Source organism: Legionella maioricensis (assembly GCF_023618015.1).
GTDB lineage: Bacteria > Pseudomonadota > Gammaproteobacteria > Legionellales > Legionellaceae > Legionella > Legionella maioricensis.
The window spans coordinates 105,125-127,728 of record NZ_JAJKBJ010000007.1 but is presented as its reverse complement, the minus strand read 5'-3'; the positions used below and the strand labels follow the sequence as shown (position 1 = coordinate 127,728).

Sequence of the window (22,604 nt, the reverse complement as noted above, 5' to 3'; positions counted from 1 at the left end):
TTCGGTCGTAATCCAAAGCTGTCAAACAAAGTTAATGGAAATCATCAAGATCAAATGTAGGTTGGTGTTGAGCTTGCGAAACCCAACAATGGAGCGTAGTGATCTCCTTATTGTTGGGCCGCACTCTGTTTAGCCCAACCTACAATTCTTTTACATATGAATCGCTTGCGATTATTCCTTTATATTTATTTATTAATAACCACACGTAATGCCTGAAGTTTTAAGGTCGCACTGTTAATATAGTGTTCACTATCGACTATTTGCTTTTTGAAGAACATGATTTCTTCATCACGAATAGTCGGATTAATTTTTTGCAATGCTTCCAGTCGGCTGACCTCATGACTTATACTTCTTTTCATCTCGGAGTAGGCACTATCAATAATTTCTCTCATCTGGGCTTCGGCAGCTTTATTACTCTGCCCCAGTATTTTTTCAAGATCATGATGTACCTGCTTCACAATCGGGTAGCCTAAATGCCGCTTTACCGTATCACACATTTCATTTAGTTGCGTATAACTCAGGATTTTGGAAAGATTTTTACCTGATACATCCATTAAAATCCTGATGGGGATAAACGGCAAAAATCGATCGAGTTGCAGCTCTTTGGGCGCCGCGCAATTGATCGTGTAGAAGGCTTCCAGAAATAAAGTTCCTGGCGTGATGCTTTTAACAGAGATTGTGGTGAGGGTCGCATTACCTACTTCCGAGCCCAGAATCATCTCCATGGACTCACTAACCATGGGGTGTTCCCAGCTTAAGAATTCCATATCTTCGCGAACTAAGGCTTTAGTTCGTGAATAAGTCACCGTGATGCCATCTTCTTTTAATCCAGGAAAATGACTTGTTTTCATATGTTCGGTAGGACGCAAAATTTCTGCGTATTCAGAGTGATACTCATGATCTATAGCGTATTCATGAAAAACTTTAGTCATGTAGTTTTCCAGCTCCAGGCAATTTTCTTCTGCTTCTATGGCCGCAATCAACTCTCTTGCTTTGGGCAGATCACATGAATTCATTTCTAATAATTTATCGTGCCCAGCCTGCAGCTCCTGATTTATTTGTTCGGTGTAGGCTTTAGTATCAACAATAAGGGCATCAAGATCAGTTCGATTGCTTTCGTCTTCCATGGCTTTTTCAAGAATGGGCAGGAGCCGGTCTTCAAAAGTCTCATAGATAGAAAAGCCAACTGAGCAGCTTTTTTCAAATAAGTTGATGCCTTCATGGTACCAACGAAATAACAATTCTTGTGCAGTATTTAATAGGTATGGAACATGAATTTCAATAGCATGCCGCTGGCCTATACGATCCAGTCGGCCTATACGTTGTTCCAATAAATCCGGATTGAGTGGTAAATCAAATAACACCAGATGATGTGAAAATTGAAAGTTTCTCCCTTCACTTCCTATTTCTGAACAAACCAACGTTTGCGCCCCATTTTCTTCTTCTGCAAAATAAGCTGCAGCACGATCGCGATCGACAATCGATAAGCCTTCATGAAAGGCGGTACTGCGAATCCCTTTTTTTAATTTTAAGTGTTGTTCCAGTGCAATGGCAGTTTTAGCTTTTGCACAGATGACCAAAACTTTTTGGGGGTAAAGATCATTTAATTGATTGGCCAGCCATTCAACTCGTGGATCTTGTGCTATCCAGGTTGCATTATTGAGGGCGCTTTCAGGGTAAAGGCTAACGACTCCTGATTGTTCACTTAGTGAGGAGTAGAGCGCAGGCAGTGGTAAAGGGTAGGAGTGCAAATGCCGTTCCGGAAACCCCTGAATGGCTGCACGTGTATTGCGAAAGAGCACTCGTCCTGTTCCATGTCTATCAAGTAAATTTCTTATGGTATCGTTGATATTGGAGGAAGTCTGTTCTCCAAGATAGGTGCTTAGTTGAGATTTCAGTTCACTGCTTAATTCATCCGTCTGAGTTTCATCTCTATAGGCAATTAAATTCTGAACTATTTTGTTGATTTCCTGATAATGTTCTTCTTCTTTTTTAAAGGCAGAAAAATCATAAAATCGTGAAGGATCAAGAAGGCGTAAACGAGCAAAATGACTTTGAATACCTACTTGCTCCGGAGTCGCGGTTAGCAGTAACAGTCCCTTGCTTTGCGCTGCCAATTGCTCAATACAACTGTATTCAGGACTTTTTGTTTCTTCTGACCAATGTAAATGATGCGCTTCATCAACAACAAGAATATCCCAGTTACTCTCTATGGCTTGTTGGCGTGCTTTTTCATTGGCCATAAGAAAATCCAGACTGCATAAAACAAGCTGTTCAGTTTCAAAAAGATTTTCTTCAGTACGGGGTTCAAGGAGTTCAATATCATCATCTTCTTCATCATCATAGTCAGGCATACTGTCTTGCATGAGATCGAATCGATTTTGATCAAAAATTGAGAAATACAAATTAAATCGCCTGATCATTTCCACAAGCCACTGATGAATTAAGGTATCAGGAACAACAATAAGTATCCGACTGGCTCGTCCCGTGTGCAGTTGGTAATGCAAAATCATTCCCGCCTCTATGGTCTTACCCAGACCTACTTCATCAGCAAGCAGAACACGTGGAGCGTGTCGTTGGGCTATTTCACTGGCTATATAAACCTGGTGAGGAAGATGGCTGGTTCGCGAACCTAATAAGCCTCTTACGGTTGACTGTTGCAATCTGCTGGTATGCTCCAGTGTTTCAATTCTTAATTTGAAAGCATTTAATTTATCCAATAAACCGCTAAAAAGTCGTTGTTCGGGGGTGCTTAATTTGATGAAACAATTGAGGGCCAGTTCTTTCACCTGCATTTCATTGCCTGATTCATCAATACCCGTATAAAGCACAAGACCTTGGTGTTCCGTTACCTGAGTAACGTGTAATTTTCTCTGATCGTTGGTGATAATTTCTTCACCTTCTTTGTAAATGATTCGGCTCAGAGGTGCATTATCGATAGCATAAATACGTTCTTCGCTTGCTGCAGGAAAGATAATACTTACTTGTCTGCCTTGGAGAGCGGTAATAATACCCAAGCCGAGTTGTGACTCAGTATTGCTTATCCAGCGTTGGCCAATGGTAAATGTCATAGGGAAAAATGTCCTATTTTATAGTTGATTAAATAATGGAATTAATTATTTATTTAGTCCGCAGGAAACCTTATTTATTACGGATTTTATTCAGGGATTGTATCAATTTTTAGTAGGATAGACATTATTTTTTCATCTTTATGAAATAGAAAACTTAAAGGTACAGTTTTTATGTGGGCAGGGCGCATTTTTTGAGGGGATTTGAAAATCCCCTCGGCGCATATTGTTTTAATATTAGAGTCATTTTTCAGACTAAGCCGCGTTTACAATTTATTGAGGCACCATATTCTCTGGAAAATCCAATGACTTTTCACAAATTGGTTGTCTATTTTTATAAGCCCCTGCTGCAAATAATCCCATTCCTGAGAGGGCTAGAGCAACACCAGCGCTGGCTACTACTATTCCTGCAATACCAAAAGTTGCTGCATTGAGGACGGTAAATGCTATAGCCACAGCGGCAATTCCTGCTGCAGCGATAAAGCCACCTAAAACCATCATGCTGATATTTTTCAAAGAGGGGGATGGGATGTTTTTTTCAACCTGTTCTGTTGGTTGCTCTTCAATTACCTCTACAACCACTTGTTCTTCTACTTCACCTTTAGCAATTGCACGACAATGGGCCGGCATAACTTCAAAGAACAATTGGGCTTTTTTATGTCCTTGAGTGGCGGCAAGGTGAAACTGTACTGCTGCTGCTTCCTCATCTTTATCCACGCCAAGACCATTGGCAAGCATCCATCCCAGGTTGAATTGAGCCTCTACATGTCCTTGAGCGGCAGCAAGACGATACAGCTCCACTGCTGCTTTCTCATTTTTGGCTTCGCCAAGACCATTGGCAAGCATAAATGCCAGGTTGTATTGAGCACTTGCATGTCCTTGAACGGCAGCAAGACGATACAGACTCACCGCCTCTGCTTCATTTTTGTCCACTCCACAGCCATTGGCAAGAAATATCCCCAGGTGGTACTGAGCCTCTGCATTGCCTTGATCGGCAGCAAGGCGAAACAGTATTACTGCTTGTTTTTCATTTTTGTCCACTCCACGGCCATAGGCAAGCATTACTCCCAGGTGGTATTGAGCCTCTGCAAGTCCTTGTTCCGCGGCGAGAGTATAGAGCGCCACTGCTACTGTCTCATTCTTCTCAACGCCATCACCAGTAACATATCGTTTTGCTAAATCACATTGAGCATTAGCGTCCCCGTCTCTGGCTTTTTGAATTAAAGTTACAATAGTATCGCTGGGCATAATATACTCCTAAATTCATCTATGAATGTAATCCAATCGACATCAAGGATATTGATGATTAGTTATAAAGCCTTTTGATTTGTGGCTTAGTCCTAATACGTATTCAGAATGTCAATGAGAAATAATAAGACTTAATGAGTTAGGTGATGCCAAGAAAAAGCTTACTTCGCTGAATCAAAGCTCAATGAGTAAGGATGTAACGAATCCACCTTTACTTCATTAGGTCTTTACCTCAGCGACGTACCCGTTTAATGATTAAAACTAGGAAGTACCAGTTCTCCATTAGATCCTTGGGGAGAAGATAGGTCGCATTCCTGACTGAGTTTTAATTGTATTCAGCAGGAATGAAGTTAATTATACTGGTTGAGCAATTATTTGTCAATTGTTTATTGATTTATCTTGATGGGAATTTATCTCTATGGAGAAAAGGCTAATGGTACTCTTGACGAAATTGAAATTCTTGCGACCCCTGTTTTTGAAAAGATACAACATTACTAAATCAACATCTCTTTGTGAATCTTATGAACAGGTTAAGTGTATTTAATGATTGATGTTTGATCATTTTTTCTTAATAAGATGGTTATTTTTTAATTGTTGATAAAATAGTTAACCTTTTCAATAAGTTAAAACATTGTACGCAAATTCTTCACTTACTAGGGCATTTTAATTTGATTAAAAAGCAATTAGTTCTTGTTTTATTCAAGTTTTATGATTAAAAATAAATAGACAACGGAAGATTTTTAATAGCAAGGAGCGAAAAATGTCTACTGTAGAATACGAACTTCAAAGCTTATTAGCGAAATCCAAAAAATCAGAGCCTTTAGTAGGTACAGTAACAAAGAAACAAAAATCTGCTCAACAAGAACAAGACATTGAAAAATCTACCAAAGACGCAGGACCAGAACAGGTCAGTCTGGAAAAAATTGTCGAGGCAAAGCAACAAATTTCCCAGGTTAAGGCAAGTCTGGGAACCATAATTGATACCATGGCTCAAAATCCAAGTATATTTAATCGGGTAGCCACCTATTACGGTGAATTTCCTTTATGGCAAAAAATTGCTATTGGTTTGGGGATATCAGTGCCCACTTTGGCTTTGGGAATATTTGCCGAGATTGGTGCGCTTCTCGTTATTGGGGGAGTCACTGTAGTGGCTTATACCGCCACGGGTATTGTTCTTGATGATCATCATCATTGCAATGTTAATATTGCTGAGCGTTTAAAATCAGGAATTATAAGTTTGGCCGATGTGCTCGAACTGACAATTAAAGCTTTGGATAGTATTGGTAAAAAATTAGCAGAGGAAATTGCAAAATTTAAAGTAGAAAATTTAAAACTCGCGGAACGCGTATCTGATTTAGGTGATCAAATTGAGACCCTAAGTTCCCAAGTAGAACTTTATATTGAAACAGAAAAATTGTTGCGTGCAACTAAAGAAGATCTTGAGGAAACAGCGGATAAACTCAAAAAATCGGTCACAGATCAAGGCGATTTATTACAGAAAAATCAAGAAGAGTTATCTCGAGTTACTAAAGCATATAACCGAAGCCAGGAACAATTATCTGAAAAAATTGTGGAATTAACCTCTGTTAGAGTATCAATGGGAAAAGAAGTTGATAGAGCAAAAAAATTAGCCACCACGTTGGAACGCACAATAACTTCCTTGTCTGGAGCAGTTATAGAGGATAAAAAGAAACGAGAAGTTTTTCAGAATAAATTAGAGGAATTTCTTGGTGAGAAAGAAACAGGTTTTGAATCAGTAGCTGGCCGTTTGAATGATGCCGAGAGAGAACTTTCCCTTGGAAAAGATGAGTTTAAATGGGCAAATGACCGTTATAATGACCTATTAAAAAGACAAGAAGCTATGGTTGTGCGATTGGAGGAGCTGGATAAAAAACTAGGTATCAAACAAGTAAAGCCTAAGGAGCATTTTGCACAATTATTGACTCTCAAAGGTATTTATGCATCAAAATCAGGATCGGATCTTTCGGCAAGTGAGATGCCAGTGGAACTGCGCATCTAATATCTAATACTGTAGAAGCAGATTAAAGCAAATAATCACAAGTAGGTTGGGTCATTTGACCCAACAAAAAATACTACATCTAGAGATTTTTCCCAAATGTTCGAGATGACGAAGACGTTATTTAAGGTTGAGAACAACTCAACCTTAAATAAATTGATGTAACTTATTTCTCAGCCTGCTCTTTAGCTAATGAAGGTTCTCTTTTTTTGTTACCCTCATTTTTTGCCGCAGATCGATTACCCTGTTGTCCACCTTGATTTTGTTGATTAGGGTTGGGCCTTTTGCGTTGCTGATTTGGATTAGCATTTGGATTGGCATTAGGATTAGTATTGCCACTGCTACCTGTATTAGAACGCTGTTGTTGCGGTCCCCCTGGACGACGTCTACGATTAGGATTGCTTTGTTGTCGTCTATCGCCTGGACCACGAGATCCTGGTTTTGAATGGCTCTGTGAACGAGGTTGAGTCTTTCTAGTCTGATCCTGAGTTGTAGTACTAGACTCGGTATGCCCGCCAAATAAACTGGTCCATAAGCGTTTGATAAAACTACTGGACGGGTGTTTGCGGGTGGGTTGGCCAGCAAAAGGTTTAACAGCTGGTTCGTCATGAGTCGCAACCTGTTGATCACCGCTCGTTACATGTAATTCAGGTTGTTGAATTAAAGTATAACTGGGCTTTTTGGATTTACCTACATTATCTTCTTTCAAGCGGGTGATAGAGTACTGAGGTGATTGCAGGTAAGGATTGGCAATAATAACCACACTTACACTGTGTCTTTTTTCAATATCTCTAATGAAATCACGCTTTTCATTCATGATGAAAGTAGCCATTTCAGCTGGAAGTTGTACTTGTATTTCAGCGGTTTTTTCTTTTAGCGCTTCTTCTTCAATAAGGCGAGTAATCGATAGGCCATGTGACTGAATATTACGAACCGTGCCACGTCCTTCACAACGAGGACAAATTTCCTGGGCGGTTTCACCAAGAGATAATCTCAATCTCTGACGAGACATTTCCAATAAACCAAAGCGTGAAATGCGACCTACTTGTATTCTGGCTCTGTCTGCTTGTAATGCTTCTTTCAGACGATTTTCAACATCACGTTGGTTCTTGCTCGAGCTCATGTCAATGAAATCGATAACCACCAAACCACCTAAATCGCGTAAGCGTAATTGACGTGCAATCTCATCAGCTGCTTCAAGATTGGTGTTTAAAGCAGTTGCTTCAATATCTGATCCGCCCGTTGCTTTTGCCGAGTTGATATCGATTGAAACTAAAGCCTCTGTTCTGTCTATGACCAAAGCACCACCAGATGGCAACATGACCTGACGTTGGAATGCGGTCTCTATCTGACTTTCTATTTGATAGAAATTGAATAAAGGAACACTACTGTTATATAACTTCAGATTAGGTAGAAACTCAGGCTTTACTCGCTCAATGTATTGTTTGGCTTTTATATAAGAAATCTGATCATCGATAATAATTTCACTAATGGATTTGCGTAAATTATCACGAATAGAACGAATAATTACGTCACCTTCTTGATGAATCAAGCAGGGGGAAAGTTCTGAGTTGTATGCCTGTTTGATTGACTGCCATTGATTGCACAGCATATTCAAATCATCCTGCAATTCTTCCTGACTTTTTCCTACGCCAGCGGTGCGGATAATAAGCCCCATATCTTCGGGCAACGTTAATGCATTCAAGGTTTCACGTAACTCGTCACGTTCCTCGCCTTCTATACGTCTGGATATTCCACCAGAACGAGGATTATTAGGCATTAGAACCAAATAACACCCAGCAAGAGTAATAAAAGTAGTTAGCGCTGCGCCTTTATTGCCGCGCTCTTCTTTATCTACTTGAATCAGCAACTCCTGACCTTCACGAATTAATGTTGTAATAGGTGGTTTGTCATCGCCAAAATCATCCGGATTTTTGCTTAGGTATTCAGGTGCGATTTCTTTAAGGGGTAAAAAGCCTTGGCGTTTAGAACCGTATTCAACGAAAACGGCATCAAGACTGGGCTCACGTCTGGTGACTATTGCTTTATAAATATTACCTTTTTTCTTTACTTCTCCTGGACATTCAATATCCAGATCAAATAAATGCTTGTCTTTAATTAGTGCAACACGAACCTCTTCAGTTTGCATTGCATTGATCAACATTTTTTCCATCTGTAACCCCGTAATTAGGGCGCAGACATTTAAGTTAAGATAGTGTAAGGCTCAATACAGGGACCGATACCACTTCCACTTGACTTGACACCAATCCGTTACCTCCTGAACTCCCTTACTCGCATGTTACTTTTCATGCTGAATTAGGGGGCGCGGAAATCAACGGCTTGGTATTCATTCTTGCGAAATGGCAGCAATCCTCTTTCTAATGGTTCAATTTGGTGTTTTAAAAACACTCTTTTTGAACTAGAAGAAAAGCGATCTTTAAGCTGACCCATGACCTTGTGGACAGACCGTACGCATGTTCCTTGGATAATCAAAGGTGCACACTGGGAAATGTACTGTTTACGAATTAAGTGAGTTGAAAAATGAAGCCTTTTGATAAGGCGTGCGGAAACCCTGAAATAATTCGTAATCGGTATAAAGCATGTCTCACATGCGTAGGTATCTGTTGAAAAAATAATCAATTTAGCTCTGGTATTGGGTCGCTTCCTTATATCTTCAACTTAAATGGAAGCGCGTCTGTTTTTTCTTTAAGCATCTACCCACTCATCTTGAATATGGTAACAATCTTGATTTTCAATTTTTGATTCAAGTTGCACTATAAATTCAAGCTGTTTTCTCTTACTTGGATAGTTGCTACTTTGGTTTGATTTATTATCAAATTAACTAAAATTATGCTACCCTGTTAATTTTTTATTCTAAATTTGATAGAAAATTAAGGGGACATCATGTATTTTAACAAATTAACAACAAATCTTTGTCGATAATTAATCGACTATTAAACTTTTTCTTTGTTTATGCGTTATAATTCGGTCGCTAGGGACTATTCCCATGCGATATATAATCATATCAAAAAATTCACGCTCAGCAAACAGGTTTATTGACAATGAGTGAAGTAAGCTATAAAGAGATCAGTAGTGAAGAAGAGGGACAACGTTTAGATAATTACTTAATTCGTATTCTAAAAGGAGTTCCCAAAAGCCATATTTATAGAATTATAAGAGGTGGCGAAGTTCGAATTAATAAAAAAAGATCTCAAGCGAGTTCTCGTCTACACGCAGGAGATATGGTTCGTATTCCTCCCATTCGTATTTCCGATGCCAAAGAAGTTTTTGTTGGAGATGCTTTGGCAAAACGCCTTAAAGAATGTATTATTTTTGAAGATCCTTGCCTTTTGGTTATTAACAAACCAGCCGGTATTGCCGTACATGGGGGGAGCGGTCTGAGTCTTGGGGTTATTGAGGCATTAAGAAAAACCAGGCAAGACTTATCTTATTTGGAATTGGTTCATCGCTTGGATAAAGAGACCTCAGGTTGTCTTTTGTTGGCTAAAAAAAGAAGCACGTTAAGGGCGATTCAAGCTTTATTAGAGGCACGTGAAGTTCAGAAGACTTATTGGGCGCTATTAACTCATCCTTGGGAAGGTAAAAAGAAAGTGACAGTTAATGCCGCCCTTGAAAAAAATATATTGAAATCCGGTGAGCGCGTGGTTTCAGTTAAAGATGAAGGTAAGGCCTCTGAAACAGCCTTTAAACTGCTTGAGAATTATCAGCAGGCATGTTGGGTTGAAGCATGCCCTAAAACCGGGCGTACGCACCAAATCCGTGTTCATAGTGCACATTTAGGTCATGTTATTGTCGGTGATGAAAAATATGGTTCACTTGCAGGCGAGGTAGAAGGGATAGATAATCACCCCAATCGTCTTTATTTACATGCAAGAGCCATTCAATTTGAGTTGAATGGTACCAAACAATTATTTCAGGCTAATGTAGATGACCGATTTGCTAATACACTAAAACAATTGCGCGCAAGGAGCTTAGTGAGCAATGAGTAATCCGTATCAATTGGTAGTTTTTGATTGGGAAGGTACTGTTTCTGACACCTTAGGGTTGATTTTACATACCGTTTCCTCTGAAGCAAATAGACTTGGTTTTGGCGAGGTAGATCCTTATGTAGCAAGAAAATACGTTGATTTAGGTTTGGTCCAGGCCTTAAGGAAAACATTTCCTGAGTTGTCTGCCAAACAACATGACGAGTTGTTACAAGCGGTACATCAAGCCATGATTTCTCGGCCCGCAGAGGTGTGCTTAATTCCTGGTGCGCGGGAGTTTATACAGCAATTGCATGATGCGAAAATAGATATAGCTATTGCAACTAATAAGGGACAGCAATCGCTCCTTCGTGCACTTCAAGCTGCCGGACTTGACGGCTTATTTAAAATAACACGCTCCGCTGGACAGACACTTCCCAAACCTAATCCGCAAATGTTAGAAGAAATTATGGAGGAGTTTGATAGAGATCCTTCTTCGACTTTGATGATCGGGGATTCGGCTTCCGATATGGAAATGGCAAAAAGTATTAATGTTACTGCTATAGGTGTAGATTTTTACCATCAGCAGGAGGCAGCACTTAAGGCCGCTGGCGCTTTGGCCGTATTTGATGATTATCAGCTATTGGCGAACTATTTAGGATTGCCAAAAGTGTAAATGGAGGTATTAAGTAGTGAGTACATTAACTAGTTTGCCAAATCTGTTAACTTTGATGCGCATAGTACTTATTCCGGTATTTGTCATTGTGTTTTATTTGCCCTTTAAATGGTCGCCCGCCATTGCCGCTGGAATTTTTGCTGCAGCCGGTTTTACAGATTGGCTGGATGGTTATTTAGCGCGGAAACTTAAAATGATGTCTCCTTTTGGGGCTTTTCTTGATCCAGTTGCTGATAAATTACTGGTCTCTACCAGTTTATTGCTGTTAGTCGGCGCAAAAGATATTAATTATATTACCATTCCCGCCATAGTGATTGTAGGGCGTGAGATTGTCATTTCAGCCTTACGAGAATGGATGGCTGAAATTGGACGTCGTGCAAGCGTTACAGTTGGCTATATCGGTAAAGTGAAAACATTTCTGCAAATGATCGCTTTATTTTTGTTGCTTGCTTTTAGCCCTGGTGTTTCCTGGTGGGGAAGTCTTGGTTTCATATTGCTTTATGTGTCTGCAATTTTAACGATTTGGTCTATGGTTATTTATCTGGCGATTGCCTGGCCAGAATTAATGAAAAAAAATTGAATTTTTGATTGACAGGATCTTTATTTTCGGTAGAATCACACCCCGTAGAGACGCGGGAATAGCTCAGTTGGTAGAGCACAACCTTGCCAAGGTTGGGGTCGCGAGTTCGAGTCTCGTTTCCCGCTCCAAATTAAAGCGACGACAAAGTCGCTTTTTTTTTAGAGCAGCGAAGATACATAAAATGAGGCTGTGTGGCAGAGTGGTCATGCAGCGGCCTGCAAAGCCGTGTACGCCGGTTCGATTCCGGCCTCAGCCTCCATATACCACCTGCCCAGGTGGCGAAACAGGTAGACGCAAGGGACTTAAAATCCCTCGGACCAAAAGTCCGTGCCGGTTCGACTCCGGCCCTGGGCACCATTACACATTATTGCTATTTCAAAACGAGCCAAGCACAGAACTTAGAAAAATAGCAATTCCAAGTGCAGTAATTGAGCCAATAATTCCAACCGCCATGTTATCAAAATAACTATCATGATGGTGTTGTTTGGCATACCGCAAGGCTTACATTCCCTCATGCAATACATTGAAAATCAGAGCGCTCTGGTTCTGCGTAAGGACATTGCCATGAAAATGTAAGTCCAACCACTGACGATCATATCAATTGCAATAAACAATCCAATGACCCATAAGCCGCTCATCGGCCAGTGCAATAGAATCAGGATACCAAGTATTAAGGAGCTTATCCCTGCAAATAAAATCCAACCCCGACCCTTTGTGTCTCGTAAGGATATGGACATGGTAATGCGGGTAATGCCAATAACGATAAGCGTCCACGCCAGTAAGGCAGTAATGATGGTGGATGCCAATAAAGGATCATATAACACGATTCCTGCGCCAATAATGTATAAAATGGCAATGAGAATTTGCCAAACAGCACCTTTCCATTTTTTATATTTAAAAGCATCAGCAAAATGTGATAATCCAGAAATCAGGAGTAACGCAGCGAAAAAATACATGCTGACTATGGTTAATAGGAGATCCATTCCTAAACCGATAACACCAAAAATCAAGAGCAGAACTCCTAAACTCAAAAGCCAACCCCAGTGAGGGTGATGGGAAGAATTCATCATATTATTGCTTTCCATATCAGTTCCTTTTGATGTATGTCATTTTATATATAGCTTATTAAGAACCCTTTGTAAAAATTCAGGCTTTGCTGCAAAAAATCCGTAGGTTGGCGCTGAGCACCGCGAAGCCCAACAGCAGAGCTAAGGTAATGTCTTGATTCTAGTTTCATTGTTGGGCTTCGCGGTGCTCAGCGCCAACCTACACAAAAATATTAGTTGGAGTAATTGATATTTAAAGAAGGCATTGCCCTCCAAGGGAGGAGCTTTAAGCGCTTGGTGAAGCGTTATTGATGTCTTTTTCTATTTCATCTATCTGTTTGGATGAGTCTGTTTTATGAACAAAAAAGAACGCTCTATCGTTTGCCAGGTTAATTATTCCTTTGATGACTAAACCAATTCCAGCGGTAGCCAGTCCCAGGCCAAGATTAATTAAAAATTCTGACCAGCCTCTATGTTCATCAAGAACCCCACGCGCAGTTTGAATGAGGCCTTCACATCTTATTTTAAATGCTCTGTAATTGGCTGGAGTCGGTTGATTAAAATAGATTTCTCCTTCCCTCTTTAAGTCGCGATGAAGAGCAAATGCTGCCTTACGAGCCAGCTCTAAACGTTCGCTTGCTTTAGTATCATGATTTCTTTCAGCAATGTTTTTGCGTGTTTGAAGATTCGTTATTTTAACGTTCAGCAAACGAAGATGCTCATTAAAGTTTTCTTCTGCTGCAGATACTTTTGGCTGTTTTATAGTTTGCTTATCAAGTTGGCGTTGCTGTTCTTGCTCGAGGAGTTTGCGTTGCTGTTCTTGCTCAAGAAGTTTGCGCTGTTGTTCTTGCTCAAGGAGTTTGCGCTGTTGTTCTTGCTCAAGGAGTTGACGCTGTCGCTCTTGTTCAATGAGTTGTCGTTGTTGCTCGATTAAAAGCCGAGCCTGGTGATGTTCATCAACCACTTCTTTTAAATGATCCACTTTATCAAGCAATAAGTCAAAAGACGGTTTACTTAGGTGACCATTTGGGCAGATTGCTCCTACTAATAACGATGATTGTTCTTCAGCAGCCAGATCTTTATCACCTATAACCCTCAGGACAACTGCTCTATCTATCATATATTGCTCGAGGCTGCGGGCATATTCCTGTAACAGAGGTGTGGTTTTATCCGTTTTTAATAGATAGTAGTGACCTGCCATTGCATTGAGTTTTACTTCCATTCTAGGAAGATCTTCACTTCCCTCATTAGTGTGAATTACTCCCTGTCGGTGATTGGCATTGTAGATGGTAAGCGGTTGATTGAGCCTTTCGATTACGGGTGTTATGTCATTGTATGCAAGTTTGGTACTTGGATTGGCAATGAGCCGGCAATAATTTTGATAACCTTCCTCTTTCCAATAGGCTTCCAAAGCTTTGTCTTCATCTTCTGCGACATCGGTAAAGTACTTTTTAAACCGAGCCTCTTCTACGGTTAAAATTCCGTCTTTAGGATGGACAGTAAAATAGTCCAGAAATGCTTTATTAGCAGTATATAAAACAGCGGCGGTGTCGCTGCTCACAAGGGTACTGGCATCTAACCCTTCCCATCGGGATGTCCTATAGATTTTGAATTTATTTAAGGAATCAGCTTGAATGCGGTTAGCAATAGCAGCACTTTTAGCCATTTGAGTAGCAAACCACTCACGCATTAAAAAACCAAGAACCAATGTTTTTTCGACTATAAAATTGGGCGATAGCGGAGCTTCGTCAGGGCAATGAAGTTGAGTGTACTCTGCAAATAATGATAAAGATTCTTGATCGGGAAATCGTTTTTGCAATTTTGATGCGGGACTTTCAGCGCCCATTATTGATTTGAAAGTAAATAAATCTTGGGGTAAAGGCAATTTATTTGCCAGAAGATAAGTCGCATAGGTATGAAAAAAACAATTATCAAACGCTCCGGATACATTTAAAGCTTCTCCTATACGTACGGATAATGATTTTGGCATAGCAAAAGTCCTCTTAAAATGGTACTTATCAAATTAACTATACGCTTTTTTCATTAAAATAATATTAACGAGGACTTTATTCCATCAACTTCTCACCTTATTTCGAACACAACCGCACCGCCTAGAACACAACCACGTCAGCGCGAGAAAAGTCACGTCATCGCGAGCAAAGTCACGTCATCTCGAGCGCTAGCGAGAGATCTCCAACATAAGCACGGTGTGCTCTCTTTAGAGGCTCTCTCACTGGCGCTCGAGAGGAGTTGTGAGGGGAGGGGGAACCTATCAATCAAAAAGGATTCTGACTAAGTTCTAACCTTTGCTCTACATTTTCAATTGCCAGTATTGATTCCGAGCGTATAAGAGGGAAGAAGGAACTTCTTTGACCAAAACTTCCTACCCAAATTATTGCATTAGCAATCGTTTTTAACAGGTTTGTTAAATAATCTCCCCAACCTAAATCCCTTTCCAATAGAGGTTTTGCATCATCTATTAAGCGTGCACATGTTTCTTTAAATGTGCTGCTAGCCTGGGAAATAATGACATCCTGCTGATTTAGAGCAGTACTGTAATTATTTCGCGCCCTTTGTAATTGTAGTAATAAACGGTCGGCTTTATTAAAGGCTTCAGGAGAATGATGTTGGTCAACACGACTAATCTGCTCTCGAAGGGTGCTTAATGCAGCATCAATACGAATCAATTCTGTTGTCATGAATTGCTGGCGTCGGATTTCTTCACTCGGCGGCAGTTGCTCCTCTTCAAGAAGTCTTTCAACGTGTTGTTCTTCACGTCGTCTTTCAAGTTCCTGCTCTTCAACTTGCTTTTGAATGCGTTGTTGTTCTTCTTCGTGACGCCTCACTACTGAGAGTTGTTGTTGTGCTGCTAAATTGATTGCTTGTGTTTTTGTAGAAATGGCTTCCTGAATTTTAGGAGATTGCCCTATATTCAGCGTTTTTAAGGCTTGGGTTAAATCTTCTTTGTTGCGAATTATATCCTCTAATTGTTTTATTAGCGCTTGCTTTTGTTGTTCAATAAGGTCCGCGGTTGTTGATTTATCAAATTGAAAAGGAAATGCACGGATTTGTTCTGCATATTGATTAACTACCTGTTGTGCTTCTTGTAGCTTACGCTGTTCCTCGAGTTGCTTTTGTATGCGCTGTTGTTCTTCCAGTTGTTTCTGAAGTTGCTGTTCTTCGATAAGCTTCACTTTTATGAGCTGTTGTTGCGCTGCAGAATTGATTGCTTGTGTTTTTGTAGAAATGGCTTCCTGAATTTTAGGAGATTGCCCTATATTCAGCGTTTTTAAGGCTTGGGTTAAATCTTCTTTGTTGCGAATTATACCCTCTAATTGTTTTATTAGCGCTTGCTTTTGTTGTTCAATAAGGTCCGCGGTTGTTGATTTATCAAATTGGAAAGGAAAAGCACGGATTTGTTCTGCATATTGATTAACTACCTGTTCTGCCTTCTGTTGTGCTTCTTGTAGCTTACGCTGTTCCTCGAGTTGCTTTTGTATGCGCTGTTGTTCTTCCAGTTGTTTCTGAAGTTGCTGTTCTTCGATAAGCTTCACTTTTGTGAGCTGTTGTTGCGCTGCAGAATTGATTTCTTGTGTTTTCGTAGAAATGGCTTCCTGAATTTTAGGAGATGCTCCTATATTCAGCGTTTTTAGGGCAAAGGTTAAATCTTCTTTGTTGCGAATTATATCACCCAATTGTGTTAATAACGCATTTTTTTGTTTTTCAATAAGCTCAACAGTCATTAATTTATCAAATTGAAAAGGAAATGCACGGATTTGTTCTGCATATTGATTAACTACCTGTTCTGCCTTCTGTTGTGCTTCTTGTAGCTTACGCTGTTCCTCGAGTTGCTTTTGTATGCGTTGCTGTTCTTCGAGTTGCTTTTGTATGCGCTGTTGTTCTTCCAGTTGTTTCTGAAGTTGCTGTTCTTCGATAAGCTTCACTTTTGTGAGCTGTTGTTGCGCTGCAGAATTGATTTCTTGTGTTTTCGTAGAAATGGCTTCCTGAATTTTAGGAGATGCTCCTATATTCAGCGTTTTTAGGGCAAAGGTTAAATCTTCTTTGTTGCGAATTATATCACCTAATTGTTTAAATAGCGCTTGCTTTTGTTGTTCAATAAGGTCCGCAGTCGTTGATTTATCAAATTGGAAAGGAAAAGCACGGATTTGTTCTACATATTGATTAATAACGTGGTTTGCTTTCTCCTGTACTTCTTTTAGCTTACGTTGTTCCTCAAGCTGTTGAGCGTGTTGCTGCTCTTCCAGCTGCTTTTGACGACGTTGATGTTCTTGAATAAATGCTTGGAAATGGTCCACTCTATCAAGCAGTAAGGTAAAAGCAGGTTTGCTAAGATGGCCATCTGGACAGGTAGCTCCTAGTAATAAAGAGGGTTTGGTATTCGCTGCTATGTCTTTATTTTCTTTATTTCCTGCAACGTTCAATACTTCTGCCCTATCATCTGTATATTGTTTAAAACTCAGCTCATATTCCTTTAACAGAGACTCTGTTTCATCTGTTTTTAATAAATAGTAGTGGCCCATCTCTGCGTTAAATTTGACTTCCATTTCAGGGATCTCTTCGTTTCCCTTATAAGAATAAACTGTAGCTCTATCCTTGTCAGAGCCATCCTCCTTGGAATCATAAATGGTAAGCGATTGGCCAAGCATTTTTATTACTGGCACCACCTCATTGTATGCAATTTTTGCCCTTGGGTTGGCAATGAGCCTAAAATAATTTTGATAACCTTCTGCTTGCCAATAGGCTGCTAAAGCTTTATCTGTATCGTCTCGGGCTTCCCTAAAGTATTGTGCAAACCGGGGATTCGATGAACTATCAGATGAACTATCATAACAAACAAAGAATTCGAGGAATTCCTGGTTTGCTGCATACAAACATCCATTAGCGCCACCCAGTAGAGCAGATGAATCTACTTCGTCCCATCGGTATTCTCTGTAGATTTTAAAATACTTTATCGCGTCTTCTTGAAGGTTATCAGCTATACCTACATTTTGTGACAATTGGGTCGCAAACCATTCGCGCATTAAAAAACCAAGCACCAAAGTTTTTTCGACTATAAAATGAGGGGATAATGGGGCTTGTTCAGGATGGTGGCGATGAGCATATTCCTCGAACAAGAATAAGGCTTCCTGATTGGGAAATCGTGCTTGCAATTTTGATGCAGGACTTTCTGCCCCTAGTATTGATTTGAAAGTGAATAAATCTTTGGGCAATGGCAATTTATTTGCCAGGAGATGAGCGGCGTAAGAATGAAAAAAACAATTATCAAATGCAGGTGATACATTTAAGGCTTCTTTTAGGCGATCAGTGAGTTGTTTAGGCATAAGTACATCCTGATTTAAATTTGACCATTGATCGTGCGATTATATACTATAATTATTAAAATAAAATTAAGCATTGAAAAATTTAATCACTGTCGAATTTGCCTCAGCAGAAAAAATACATCGTTGATAACAGGGATTATTGTTTGCTGGAGTAGTATTTGCTTTTTAAGGCGGATTAAGCGTTATTATAAATTCATCAAAAAAGTCTTGAACCTGTTCAAAATGAGCGATCCATGGACAGTGTCCTGCCTTATCTACTACTTTATTCATTATATTTTGAGACTGAAAATGCTTATTTTCCATAAAAATTTGAGGGGGACAGATAAAATCATATTCGCTGGCTATGGTCATCGCGGGGATTCTCCTGGGAGACCATTTGCAGGAATAGTCTGGATAAAAATGCTCAATTGCCTCATAGTATGCCGCATTGTTAAAAGCAAAGAGTGGGATCATTTGCTCTCCTTTTAGCATTTCTTCTGGAGTAAAGCAGTAGTGCTTATAAGTGTTCCAAAATTGTTTGTAAGTTTCATTGGTTGGATTGAGATGATATTCGCTGGCTGCTGGGACTAAATCAGGCAAATTGTATTTTTCACGCATTACACTCACGTGTTGAAAAAAACTGTTGGCTGTTGTTGTATTCATTAAAACAAGCCCAGACAGATAAGATTCAATTTCCGGCATATTTAAACTAAACATCCCCGAGAAGCTGTGGGTGACCAAAATGGGATTATTATAGGTTTTTAATAAAGCGATGAGACCGTCTTGCCAGTATTTGATTCCCAATTGCCCTTGGGTATTTGTGCCATCTCTGGGAAAATCAAGAAGCAGAATACTGCCAGGTAAGGCTAATTTTTTACAAAATTCTATTAAATATTCAGAACCCAGGCCAGGGCCGCCGGGTAAGAAAAGCCAGTTGTAACCAGAGCCTGTGGTAATTTGGTTTATTCTATAACCATAACTTGTGTAATTCATTAAGGCCTTGTTGTGAGTAGCTAATTAAAAAAGGTGACGCTCAGACTTGATAGCGGCACTCATTATATTAAGAATTTTGATGAGATCAATGTTCCCCAATAGATAAGAGAGTGCAAATGATTCATACACTTTGGGAAACACCAATGGTTATATGCAAGTCAATCCAATAATTTTTAAAATTCAACTGATCGGATAATCCATATTTATTCCTTAATTTTATTAATAGAGGGCAATCGATCAGGAGCACATAATAGTTTTTCAAATTAATTTTAGCCATCACTAACTCTTTAATTTTAAAATGATATTTTTTACCTAAATCTGTGGTATCCAGAAGGAACGTTTCTTCTGGGTATATGACGCTCACATGTGCGCCCGCTAAATTTTTTCCAAAGTAATTGGGTTTTTTAACTTCTTTTTCCTGTAATAAAGGGAATAAACGGTGAATGTAGGCATCATCAATATCAAGGTAGATTAAGTTATTAGATGTGCGAGTTAATGTTCCCGATGTATTGATAGATGATGCAGTCCGAATCAATTGTTCATTCTTCAATTTAATGATAGGTGGAATCATTATCACTCCTGGAAAACTGGGCATTAAAATGAGCGTGTTCGTTAATTAGGTCATTCCCACCGGTCCGTTTAAAATGAATTATGGTCTAACTACTGCGAAATAAGTTATCTCAGGTGTTGCTCTCATTTTTTTAACATATTACTATGAATGATATTTTTTAGTAAGAATAACAACAAGTTAAAAAATTTTAGACTTATTGTTAAAAAACATCATTTAATCTTAAGGATCATTCATGAAAGCAAACAAGGTAGTTGTTGGAACGTTAGGTATTTGCATCTATGGCGGTGTGATGGCCGGAACCATGGGCGAGGTACCGAATAGCTGGGCCCGAGTAATCACTTTGAGCGCAGGACCTGCCTGGACCGATAGTGGTGATACCCCAACCTTTTTTTTAGCGCCAGAAATTGAAAAAACTTATAACGCAGCTCAAAATACAAGCACATTGTTTGATGGTGAGGTTTTTTTAGGCGTGCAGCACTCCCTGAACGCTGTTATTTCGGGACAAATCGGTCTGGCAGTGGCAGCGACAACCAGCACTACAATTAATGGCGAGATTTGGGATGATGCGGATCCTCAATTTAATAATTTAGTTTATTCTTACAAAATTAATCACGCGCATGTGGCGGTGAAAGGGAAATTGCTAGCAGATATGGGCTATATGGCGATACCTTACGTTAGTGGTAGTGTCGGAGTTGGATTTAATCGTGCCCATAATTTTAATAATACCCCCATCATTTTTGAAGCACTGCCTAATCCTAATTTTGCTTCTAATACAGAAACAGCTTTTAGTTACACTGTGGGCATAGGTTTACAAAAAGCCATTACCCCGAACTGGCAAGTTGGCGCAGGTTATGAATTTGCTGATTGGGGCAAAAGTCAATTAGGTCTCGCTCTAGGGCAAACACTGGGCAACGGTTTAGCCCAAGACCATGTATACACCAATGCTCTGATGTTTAACGTGACTTATCTTGCATAGAAAAAGGAACAATTAGCGCTGTAGGTTGGGTCGCGCCTCAACCTACAGTTCGAGAAGGACAGAAAAGACGTAGGTTGGTGCTGAGCAGCGCGAAGCCCAACAGCAGGGCTATCATTTACTACATGCCAAGATTCTAATTTATTGTTGGGCTTCGCGCTGCTCAGCGCCAACCTACGCTGTTAATTTAGTCTAATGAATGTAAAGTCTGTAATTTTAGGAATAAGGTTGCACTAATACCGTTGTTCCGATGTCGATGAAATTCTGATTTAACCATTTTGCGGCACCTGGCAAAACGCGAATACAACCGTGGCTGGAGTTGTACTGGGGAACCTCATACGCGGCATGAATGGCATAGCCATCATGGAAATGCATACAATAAGGCATTTTTGCACCACCAATCACATTACCATCTTTGGCGATGGGATATTCATTGGATTTGCAATCTGCTCCTTTTTTATTAAATACATGATAAGTTCCTGTCACGGTTCTGCAGGGTTGCTTTATATCTTCGCAGTAATCCATGCCACCAGAGGCACTACCTGTCATGACCCTGTCTCCCTGGGCATCATAGGCGGCCCAAGCATCCGCTTTGGGATTAAATACGAATAATTTTTTTCCTTTAACGTCCCACTTCATCGGGAATACTTTTTCCCCTCGCTTATCGTCTTGATAGGGAGTCGTATAGTGTAAATTGCCAGCATCATCGGTTATTACATCCATTTTATCTGCAGTAGTGCATGAAGTTATTAAAAGACTGATTAGAGGTGATATAAAAATAATCTTCTTCATTAGGCTTAATCCTTATCCTTGTATTGTACTGCTCGTAAAACCTTCATCAGGAGTACAGCTCATCCAGAGATTGCTTAGAATTCCAATTAGATATTAAAAAATACCATAACAAAAAGAGGAGCTAAGATAAAGTTAATCCTGATATGCTGATTTGGACACTAATTTTTACTACAGAATCAAATCCTGTCGCAAGCTTTGCGACAGGATTGCTGTTCAAGACTAAAACCTCAAGCTCTGCACATCGAGATTATCTTCCAGATTTTCGATCGGGGTATGCAGCCGCTCTATAAGCTTCGGCAGGTCGATTTCAGTCCTCGCTTTCTCTAAGGCTGTCAAGGCCTCTAAATCCGCCACCGCCGCGTGCAAGCCGCGAACAGCATCATGCCCCGATCTACCCACCCACAGTACCCCATAGCGCCCTTGGCTGTAAACTCCAAAATCCGTGCCAAGCCCAGGCACACCTTCCGACCACCATTGCCAGCCCTCCAACGGATTATAGATTCTCAGTGATCGCTCTAACTTAGGTTTCTTAAGGTTTGGGTTATTCCCAAACGCTTCTTCAGGGGTGCAATAATGATGACGTATGTGCGCAGGGATCAGCGTCTGAGCCAAACCAACTACAGAGCACCAATGGGCTTTTCTTTCGTCATCAGCCCAATTATCAAAATTTATCACATAGGTGTTAAGCGCATCAATCAAGGGTTGTAAACTAAATTGTCGTTCGGGCTTAAACCATTCACCTTTTAATTGATAACCAAGCATTGCTTTCCCATTCTTTGTATTGATTGACTAGTTCACCTCTAATTGCTTCACCTTTAGCTGTGTCAGGCAGGCAATCGAGCATCATATTGGCCATGTAACGTACGTCTAAAGTCCAAAGTGCATGCTGGAAGAGGGAGCAATCAAATACCCTTCCTGAAATATCTCGTAAAGGTGCCTTAACTAATAAATCTTCCGGATGTTCTTTTAAAATGACTTCTATCTCATCTTGTGCACCAAGACCTGCCAGGGTAAACAGTACTTGTATTCGTAAATCGGGACGTATTGTTGTGAGCTTTGCTACTTGTGCTACCTTGCCCTCGGCTGCAAACTGTGCAAGCCTGGTCAGGATGCGATTGGTTTGAATAATATTCGTACGAAAGTTGGGGAACAAATATTCTCCGAAAAACGCCATCAAGAGCGCAGCCAAGAGTCTCCTTATGAGGGAGGCCTGTGCTTAATTCGTGAGATCCTTCGCTGCGCTCTGGATGACGGTGAGCGGCTCTGGGTGGCTGTGGTTTATACAAAATCATTACGCGACAGCGACCTTCTATCCACAAATTCTGTGGATAAC

Annotated in this window: 16 protein-coding genes and 3 tRNA genes; 8 read left to right on the top strand and 11 right to left on the bottom strand. The window is 40.1% G+C overall.

Features of this window, described 5'->3' with window-relative positions; all coding sequences use genetic code 11:
• Positions 1 to 185: 185 nt before the first annotated feature.
• Both rapA and LOX96_RS07840 read right to left on the bottom strand, forming a co-directional pair.
• Positions 186 to 3,071 (bottom strand): RNA polymerase-associated protein RapA, encoded by a 2,886-nt coding sequence (rapA, locus tag LOX96_RS07845; RefSeq protein ID WP_250422180.1) that lies wholly within the window; start codon positions 3,069 to 3,071, stop codon positions 186 to 188.
• Positions 3,072 to 3,341: 270 nt separating this feature from the next.
• Entirely contained in the window at positions 3,342 to 4,316 is a 975-nt protein-coding gene (locus tag LOX96_RS07840; protein WP_250422181.1) for a tetratricopeptide repeat protein, read from the bottom strand.
• Between the two features lie 760 nt (positions 4,317 to 5,076).
• Here LOX96_RS07840 and LOX96_RS07835 point away from each other — a divergent pair.
• Positions 5,077 to 6,336, top strand: a complete 1,260-nt coding sequence (locus LOX96_RS07835) for a LegC2/C7 family Dot/Icm T4SS effector (protein WP_250422182.1) — start codon at positions 5,077 to 5,079, stop codon at positions 6,334 to 6,336.
• A 163-nt stretch (positions 6,337 to 6,499) separates the two neighbouring features.
• Here LOX96_RS07835 and LOX96_RS07830 read toward each other — a convergent pair whose 3' ends face one another.
• Positions 6,500 to 8,506: an Rne/Rng family ribonuclease gene (locus tag LOX96_RS07830; RefSeq protein WP_250422183.1), complete on the bottom strand. Its 2,007-nt coding sequence runs from the start codon at positions 8,504 to 8,506 to the stop codon at positions 6,500 to 6,502.
• A gap of 889 nt (positions 8,507 to 9,395) precedes the next feature.
• On the opposite strand from LOX96_RS07830, the gene LOX96_RS07825 reads away from it, so the two are divergent.
• The 6 genes from LOX96_RS07825 (at position 9,396) to LOX96_RS07800 (ending at position 11,932) form a co-directional block, all read left to right on the top strand.
• Positions 9,396 to 10,343 (top strand): RluA family pseudouridine synthase, encoded by a 948-nt coding sequence (locus LOX96_RS07825; RefSeq protein WP_250422184.1) that lies wholly within the window; start codon positions 9,396 to 9,398, stop codon positions 10,341 to 10,343.
• Positions 10,336 to 10,995 (top strand): HAD family hydrolase, encoded by a 660-nt coding sequence (locus LOX96_RS07820; protein ID WP_250422185.1) that lies wholly within the window; start codon positions 10,336 to 10,338, stop codon positions 10,993 to 10,995. The genes LOX96_RS07825 and LOX96_RS07820 overlap by 8 nt, the downstream gene beginning before the upstream one ends.
• A gap of 16 nt (positions 10,996 to 11,011) precedes the next feature.
• The gene (pgsA, locus tag LOX96_RS07815; RefSeq protein WP_250422186.1) at positions 11,012 to 11,575 is read left to right on the top strand and encodes a CDP-diacylglycerol--glycerol-3-phosphate 3-phosphatidyltransferase; all 564 of its coding nucleotides are present in this window, start codon (positions 11,012 to 11,014) and stop codon (positions 11,573 to 11,575) included.
• A 52-nt stretch (positions 11,576 to 11,627) separates the two neighbouring features.
• A tRNA-Gly gene (locus LOX96_RS07810) sits at positions 11,628 to 11,703 on the top strand.
• Positions 11,704 to 11,760: 57 nt separating this feature from the next.
• A tRNA-Cys gene (locus tag LOX96_RS07805) sits at positions 11,761 to 11,834 on the top strand.
• A gap of 10 nt (positions 11,835 to 11,844) precedes the next feature.
• Positions 11,845 to 11,932: transfer RNA gene (locus tag LOX96_RS07800), tRNA-Leu, on the top strand.
• A 173-nt stretch (positions 11,933 to 12,105) separates the two neighbouring features.
• On the opposite strand, the gene LOX96_RS07795 is transcribed toward LOX96_RS07800, so the two are convergent.
• The 5 genes from LOX96_RS07795 to LOX96_RS07775 all read right to left on the bottom strand — a co-directional run bounded on the left by LOX96_RS07795 (position 12,106) and on the right by LOX96_RS07775 (position 19,506).
• On the bottom strand, positions 12,106 to 12,660 hold the full coding sequence (locus tag LOX96_RS07795; RefSeq protein WP_250422187.1) for an HdeD family acid-resistance protein: 555 nt from the start codon (positions 12,658 to 12,660) through the stop codon (positions 12,106 to 12,108).
• 247 nt (positions 12,661 to 12,907) lie between these two features.
• Positions 12,908 to 14,611: a Dot/Icm T4SS effector Ceg23 gene (gene ceg23, locus LOX96_RS07790; protein ID WP_250422189.1), complete on the bottom strand. Its 1,704-nt coding sequence runs from the start codon at positions 14,609 to 14,611 to the stop codon at positions 12,908 to 12,910.
• A gap of 286 nt (positions 14,612 to 14,897) precedes the next feature.
• A complete protein-coding gene (locus tag LOX96_RS07785) occupies positions 14,898 to 17,963 on the bottom strand; it encodes a coiled-coil domain-containing protein (protein WP_250422191.1) in 3,066 nt (1,021 codons plus the stop codon).
• A gap of 165 nt (positions 17,964 to 18,128) precedes the next feature.
• Entirely contained in the window at positions 18,129 to 18,935 is an 807-nt protein-coding gene (locus tag LOX96_RS07780) for an alpha/beta fold hydrolase (RefSeq protein ID WP_250422192.1), read from the bottom strand.
• Between the two features lie 121 nt (positions 18,936 to 19,056).
• Positions 19,057 to 19,506, bottom strand: a complete 450-nt coding sequence (locus tag LOX96_RS07775; RefSeq protein ID WP_250422194.1) for a hypothetical protein — start codon at positions 19,504 to 19,506, stop codon at positions 19,057 to 19,059.
• A gap of 232 nt (positions 19,507 to 19,738) precedes the next feature.
• On the opposite strand from LOX96_RS07775, the gene LOX96_RS07770 reads away from it, so the two are divergent.
• Positions 19,739 to 20,482 (top strand): outer membrane protein, encoded by a 744-nt coding sequence (locus LOX96_RS07770; RefSeq protein WP_250422196.1) that lies wholly within the window; start codon positions 19,739 to 19,741, stop codon positions 20,480 to 20,482.
• A 213-nt stretch (positions 20,483 to 20,695) separates the two neighbouring features.
• On the opposite strand, the gene LOX96_RS07765 is transcribed toward LOX96_RS07770, so the two are convergent.
• The 3 genes from LOX96_RS07765 to LOX96_RS07755 all read right to left on the bottom strand — a co-directional run bounded on the left by LOX96_RS07765 (position 20,696) and on the right by LOX96_RS07755 (position 22,460).
• Positions 20,696 to 21,271, bottom strand: a complete 576-nt coding sequence (locus LOX96_RS07765) for a L,D-transpeptidase (RefSeq protein ID WP_250422197.1) — start codon at positions 21,269 to 21,271, stop codon at positions 20,696 to 20,698.
• Positions 21,272 to 21,490: 219 nt separating this feature from the next.
• Complete coding sequence (locus LOX96_RS07760; RefSeq protein WP_250422198.1) at positions 21,491 to 22,033, bottom strand: hypothetical protein; 543 nt, start codon at positions 22,031 to 22,033, stop codon at positions 21,491 to 21,493.
• Entirely contained in the window at positions 22,008 to 22,460 is a 453-nt protein-coding gene (locus tag LOX96_RS07755) for a hypothetical protein (RefSeq protein ID WP_250422199.1), read from the bottom strand. The genes LOX96_RS07760 and LOX96_RS07755 overlap by 26 nt, the downstream gene beginning before the upstream one ends.
• Positions 22,461 to 22,604 lie beyond the last annotated feature (144 nt).

Bases quoted from the DNA above. Each gene is read 5' to 3' on its own strand.
- rapA (WP_250422180.1), bottom strand. From the start codon at position 3,071: ATGACATTTACCATTGGCCAACGCTGGATAAGCAATACTGAGTCACAA.
- LOX96_RS07770 (WP_250422196.1), top strand. From the start codon at position 19,739: ATGAAAGCAAACAAGGTAGTTGTTGGAACGTTAGGTATTTGCATCTAT.
- LOX96_RS07795 (WP_250422187.1), bottom strand. From the start codon at position 12,660: ATGGAAAGCAATAATATGATGAATTCTTCCCATCACCCTCACTGGGGT.
- LOX96_RS07780 (WP_250422192.1), bottom strand. From the start codon at position 18,935: ATGAATTACACAAGTTATGGTTATAGAATAAACCAAATTACCACAGGC.
- LOX96_RS07820 (WP_250422185.1), top strand. From the start codon at position 10,336: ATGAGTAATCCGTATCAATTGGTAGTTTTTGATTGGGAAGGTACTGTT.
- LOX96_RS07785 (WP_250422191.1), bottom strand. From the start codon at position 17,963: ATGCCTAAACAACTCACTGATCGCCTAAAAGAAGCCTTAAATGTATCA.
- LOX96_RS07775 (WP_250422194.1), bottom strand. From the start codon at position 19,506: ATGATTCCACCTATCATTAAATTGAAGAATGAACAATTGATTCGGACT.
- LOX96_RS07825 (WP_250422184.1), top strand. From the start codon at position 9,396: ATGAGTGAAGTAAGCTATAAAGAGATCAGTAGTGAAGAAGAGGGACAA.
- LOX96_RS07830 (WP_250422183.1), bottom strand. From the start codon at position 8,506: ATGGAAAAAATGTTGATCAATGCAATGCAAACTGAAGAGGTTCGTGTT.
- ceg23 (WP_250422189.1), bottom strand. From the start codon at position 14,611: ATGCCAAAATCATTATCCGTACGTATAGGAGAAGCTTTAAATGTATCC.
- LOX96_RS07840 (WP_250422181.1), bottom strand. From the start codon at position 4,316: ATGCCCAGCGATACTATTGTAACTTTAATTCAAAAAGCCAGAGACGGG.
- LOX96_RS07835 (WP_250422182.1), top strand. From the start codon at position 5,077: ATGTCTACTGTAGAATACGAACTTCAAAGCTTATTAGCGAAATCCAAA.
- LOX96_RS07760 (WP_250422198.1), bottom strand. From the start codon at position 22,033: ATGCTTGGTTATCAATTAAAAGGTGAATGGTTTAAGCCCGAACGACAA.
- LOX96_RS07765 (WP_250422197.1), bottom strand. From the start codon at position 21,271: ATGAAGAAGATTATTTTTATATCACCTCTAATCAGTCTTTTAATAACT.